The following is a 5516-nucleotide window of genomic DNA, read 5'->3' on the forward strand; positions in this document are numbered from 1 at the left end:
TTTTACCATGACGCCTGCTGGAGTGGTGCTCTTTCCTGTCTAATTACCATGCCTTAACTATTGCTTACTGAGTCACCAGCTTAGTCTTAAAAGCATTAGTTTTTATAATTCGATTGAGCAAAAATTGTGCATTGCTCAAACCTACTGCAAACACTACAATCCGCGCTTTAATGACATCGTGTCAATGGCTTATATACAGAGTACAAAGTAGTGAACAAAAGTGAGTTTATTCAAATACGTCGATTTATCGTTAAGCTTGGCAAAATGTTGCATAAGTACGGGACGCCTGCGTTTCGTCTTGAGGCGTATTTACATGAAGTTGCTGCTTACTTGGGTGTGCATGCCTCGTTTTTATCAACACCGACGTCTCTTACCTTTGTTATCTGGAGCGATAAACACGAAGACGAGTACAATCATGCCGCGCGAGTTGAGCCCGGTGATTTAGATATGAATTTACTTTCGCTCACCGACGAATTGGCGATTCAATTATTATCCGGTGAATTATCGTTAACGGAAGCGGATAAACGTTTAGACGAGATCAGCTTAATGCCAAGCCCCTACGGTAAGTTACTTACTGGTTTGGCCTTCGGTTTGTCGACCGGCGCTTTCGCTATGCTGATGGGGGCGAGTTTGCGAGAAGTCATTTGGTCAGGCTTGTTGGGCTTAGTGGCGTATATCTGGACCTTATGGGCGCAATATTCTAAACGCGTTAACTTGATGTTAGAGCCTGTGACGTCTTTTGTGGCTGGTTTACTTGCCTGCGCCATTAGTTACTATATTGCGCCGGGTATCAATATCCCCTTGATGGTGTTGTCATCGGTCATTATTTTAGTGCCTGGTTTGTCTTTGACCATGGGCTTAGCAGAGCTGTCTTCTCGCAACTTAATGTCAGGCACTGCACGGGTAATGGACGCGATGATGCAGCTATTCAAATTGTATTTTGGTGCATTTTTGGGGATCAGTGTTGGTTTTAGTTTGTTTGGCACAAATGAATTTGTTCCTGAAGCTTCTCTGCCTTTTTGGGCGACCTGGCTTGCAGTATTTTTGTTGTGTTTTGCTTTGGTTGCCATCTTTCGCACACGGGTCAAACACATTCCCTGGGCCCTCCTGTCTGCTTTTATTGCTTATGGTGCGTCAACGTGGAGTTCGGCTTATTTAGATTTCGGCTTGGGTACCTTTGTAGGTGCATTTGCGCTGGGCGTATACGCCAACTTATTTACCAAGTTTGCTAATGCGCCTTCGGCGATTGTTGCCATGCACGGATTGATTGTGCTGGTGCCAGGCTCAAAAACCTATATTGGTTTAAACTCCTTTATTTCTGGCCAAGATTTTGTACAAGCTGATCATATTGGCCAAGAAGTGTTTTTAATTTTCATGTCGCTAGTCGCAGGGCTTATTTTTGCTAACGTAGTGATGCCAACAAAAAAATCGCTTTAATAAATAAGGCTTAAGGTTTTAAAAAGGTGAATGTCAGCCAGCTTTTCACCTTAATCTAAACAATCTACTGGCTACTGATAGCGCAACACATTATGGATTGTTACCAGTGGTGTATGATCAGTGAGCAAACAATTGAGACATGTCTTTAAACGCTTTAAATTCCAGAGCATTGCCTGCGGGGTCAAGAAAAAATAAGGTGGCTTGTTCGCCCACTTGGCCTTTAAACCGAATATAAGGTTCAATAACAAACCTTACCTGTGCTTTTTGCAGCTTATCGGCCAACTGTTGCCAAGTTTCCCAGCCTAGCACAACGCCAAAGTGCGGAACGGGTACCGCATGCTCGTCGACTTGATTATGTTTAGGGGCACTGGGCATTTGCTCAACCAAATGCGTCACCAATTGATGTCCAAAAAAGTCCCAGTCTATCCACTGTGCAGAGCTACGCCCTTGCTGACACCCTAACAACTCACCATAAAAGGCACGCGCGTTATCTAAACAATCTACTGGAACGGCAAGATGAAAAGGCATGATAGTCATGTAAGTTTGTTTCCTTATCAGTGAGTGAAATTTACAGCAACTTTTTAAGCCAGTTTAACTTAGTGCTGTTAAATGGTGGGTAGCGTAAAGCCACATCAAACCAAAAACTGCGTTTGAGAACGGTTTTTAAATGACTAAAGGTGTCAAAACCAAATTGGCCATGATAAGCGCCCATGCCACTGTTGCCCACGCCGCCAAAGGGTAAGTTAGGGTTAGCCATAAACATCATGCCATCATTAATGCCCACGTTTCCGGCACTGGTTTGCTGCAATACCGCCTGTTCTAAATTTTTGTCTTTGGTGTAAAGATACAAGGCTAATGGTTTAGGGCGATCGTTAATGATATCAATGGCTTGTTGGATTTTATCCACAGTTAGAATAACCAAAATCGGCCCAAATATTTCTTCTTGCATCACAGGGCTATCAAGTTTAGGTGACATGACAATAGTGGGGGCAATATAGTGGCTTACAGGGTCTACGTCACCGCCATAAATCACATTCTGCCCCTCTAGATAGTGGTTCAAACGTCTGTAATGTCGCTCATTAATGATACGGCCGTAGTCGACATTTTGTTTGGGGTTGGCGCTATAAAATGCTTCAATTTTTGCAGTTAAAGCAGCAACAAAGGTATCGGCAAAGTTTTCTTCAACTATCACGTAATCAGGGGCCACGCAGGTTTGCCCTGTGTTCATCCATTTACTCCAAGCAATTCGAGCCACCGTTACCGCTAAGTCAGTATGGCTGTCGACGATACAAGGGCATTTACCACCTAATTCAAGGGTAACAGGCGTTAAGTATTCAGCCGCAGCGCGCATGACAATTTTGCCGACCTGTTCACCGCCGGTATACAGAATATGGTCAAAACGCTGTTTAAGTAATTCAGTGGTTTCTTCTACTGCGCCTAAGACAACGTTATAAGCACTATTATCTAAATATTGCGGAATCAGACTCGCTAATAATTGAGCAGTCGTATGCGATAACTCAGAGGGTTTGAGTATGGCGCAATTTCCAGCTGCAATAGCCGCTACAAGCGGTGCGAGCACTAGCTGCAGTGGATAATTCCACGCGCCAATAATCAATACGGTACCCAACGGTTCGGGTAACAGATAGCTCTTGCCAGGTTGCACAAATAACGGCGTTGATACCTTTCGTGGTTTCGCCCAGCTCGATAAGTTGTGTAAGGTATGGTCGATATCACTGAGGGTAAAGCCGATTTCAGAGGTCCAAGCCTCTTGTTCGCTTTTATGCAGATCTTGTTGCAAGGCTCTGACAAACTCAGCTTGGTGTTCTGTTATTAAAGCCTTGAGTTTAATAAGTTGTGATCTGCGCCAGCTTAAGTCTTTTGTGCGCCCTGAGCGAAAAGTTTGTTGGAGTTCATTTACCGACTGGCTAATATTAAAACGCTGCATAATCTCTCTTTTGAATCAAGATGCAAAGCCGAACTATACTCTTTACTCACTGAGTTTTCATGGCTTTTTCGGCTATAAATATTACTTAAGTTGGCCTAAAATCAAGTAGTTAGCCACGAAATAGTGCCGCTACCTAGCGTGTCGCAGCTACGCGCTCGCCTGTTAAACTGCATTAATAAATATCAGTATTATGGCGTCGATGCCGTTATAGAATGACAACCGTGGCGCCGTCATTTAAATGTCAACGCCGCCTCACATACTACAGCCCATTTTATATTTACAATTTGAAGGATTTTTAATCATGAAGCTGATCCGCTATAACATCAGAAATAAGCTACTACTGCTATTTGTTTCTGCTTTGGTCATTATATTGGCTGCGGTATTTACTGGCTTTTCAGTGCTCAATAAAGTGATTAATGAATACAGTAATACTGTTGAACACGATGTGAATTTTGTGGTGCAAGTAGGTGCCCTCAATGTAGATTTTAAAACGCAAGTTCAAGAGTGGAAAAACACCTTAATACGCGGTAAAAACCCTGAAAATCTAAGTAAATATTGGGGAAACTTCAACAAGCTTGCTCAGACTATTCAAACGCACTATCGCGACTTGCTAAATAACATGGAGCCGAGTCATCCTGCATATCAACACCTTAGTGCTTTTGCTAACAGCTATCCTCTTATGCTCGAAGCCTATACTGCTGGTTACCAGGCTTTTATAGCAGCAGACTACGATATTACCGTGGCTGACCGCAGTGTAAAAGGGATTGACCGTGAACCGACACAGCATTTAAATGAAGCAGTTAACTCGGTTAATACCAAGATCAGTGCTTTGCAAGCTAAGCTAGCAAGTCAGGCTGAAACTGCCGCTTTGTATACTAACTTGCTGCTTTTGTTTGCTGTGGCAGTGGCCTTATTACTCGTCAGTTGGTTTGTTAATACGCGTATTTTACAGCCCTTAAATAGCATGGCGGCCACCTCAAAGTATATTGCTAAGGGCGACTTTACAACACCGGTGAACAAAACAACCGAAGATCAAATTGGCCAAGTGGCAGACAATTTCACCGCTATTCAAGTAGGTTTAAGTCACGTTTTATCGGGCATATTTAATGATGTGAAACAATTAGGTGTGATCATTGAAGAGATGTTTGTTGCCTTTGATTACTTTAAAACGGGTATCACTGCGCAAATTAATGAAACTGAAAAACTCAGTGGTAGCATGCAGCAAATGACCCATTCAAACGATTCAGTTAATGATGCCATCAGTCAGGCCAATTCATTTGTGAATGATTCAAATGCGCTGGCAGACAAAGGCCAGTTAATGTTTGATGAAAATGTAAAAACCAGTCAAATCATGTTGCAGGCAACCAATCATGCCTCTGACATTATTGCCGCTTTGAAAAAAGATACCGATAACATCGGTAATGTGGTGAATGTGATCAACGGTATCGCTGAACAAACTAACTTATTAGCCTTAAATGCGGCAATTGAAGCTGCCAGAGCGGGAGAGTCAGGCCGTGGTTTTGCTGTTGTTGCTGACGAAGTCAGAAGCTTAGCAAATAAAACCCAAGAATCGACTAAACAAATATCTCAAAATATCAGTAAATTGCAGCAAGAGGCAGATAAGGCTGTACAAGCCATGAGTGAAGGGAAAGAGCAGGCTGAAATTAGTTTAGAACAGTCAAAACGCTCACAAGAATTTGTCGATAAGTTGCACGCTGCGTTTAACCAAATTAGCCGTTTAAATCAGGTAGTAGAGCGAGAAATGATTCAGCAAGATCAGCAAACCAAGGATATCAATTCCGCCCTCAGTGCCTTAGAGTCGCAAAGCGCGGTGTCGGTACAACAAGTGAATAAAATGGATGAATCTTCAAAATTGTTAGCGAAAATTTACCAGCATATCAATAACTCAACCAAAGACTTCAAAGTGAAATCTTAAAACGGTTTATTGCAGCCTTACTCGATTAAGCAAGGCTGCAAAAGCTTAAATTTCGCCGGTGTAAGCGCCTAATTCAATTATATTAAATTGGGTATCAGGTGAGCCGGTTACAAACAATGTGCATTGGCCCCACGCCTCAGGAATGCGCCATTCAGAGTTTTCAGAGGCAGTAAAACGAGAACGTTTATTCGCGCAGCG

General features: G+C 42.7%; 4 protein-coding genes. 2 read left to right on the plus strand and 2 right to left on the minus strand.

Annotation, left to right across the window (positions count from 1 at the left end; genetic code table 11):
* The first annotated feature begins 210 nt into the window (after positions 1–210).
* A complete protein-coding gene (locus NWQ57_RS17955; protein WP_306023548.1) occupies positions 211–1437 on the plus strand; it encodes a threonine/serine exporter ThrE family protein in 1227 nt (408 codons plus the stop codon).
* Positions 1438–1554: 117 nt separating this feature from the next.
* Here the strand turns inward: NWQ57_RS17955 and NWQ57_RS17960 are convergent, their stop codons facing one another.
* On the minus strand, positions 1555–1974 hold the full coding sequence (locus tag NWQ57_RS17960) for a VOC family protein (RefSeq protein ID WP_306023549.1): 420 nt from the start codon (positions 1972–1974) through the stop codon (positions 1555–1557).
* 31 nt (positions 1975–2005) lie between these two features.
* Positions 2006–3382, minus strand: coding sequence for an aldehyde dehydrogenase family protein (locus NWQ57_RS17965; protein WP_306023550.1), 1377 nt, complete (start codon positions 3380–3382; stop codon positions 2006–2008).
* Between the two features lie 301 nt (positions 3383–3683).
* On the opposite strand from NWQ57_RS17965, the gene NWQ57_RS17970 reads away from it, so the two are divergent.
* Entirely contained in the window at positions 3684–5318 is a 1635-nt protein-coding gene (locus NWQ57_RS17970) for a methyl-accepting chemotaxis protein (RefSeq protein ID WP_306023551.1), read from the plus strand.
* Positions 5319–5516 lie beyond the last annotated feature (198 nt).

This window comes from Paraglaciecola sp., from assembly GCF_030730205.1.
Taxonomy (GTDB): domain Bacteria; phylum Pseudomonadota; class Gammaproteobacteria; order Enterobacterales; family Alteromonadaceae; genus Paraglaciecola.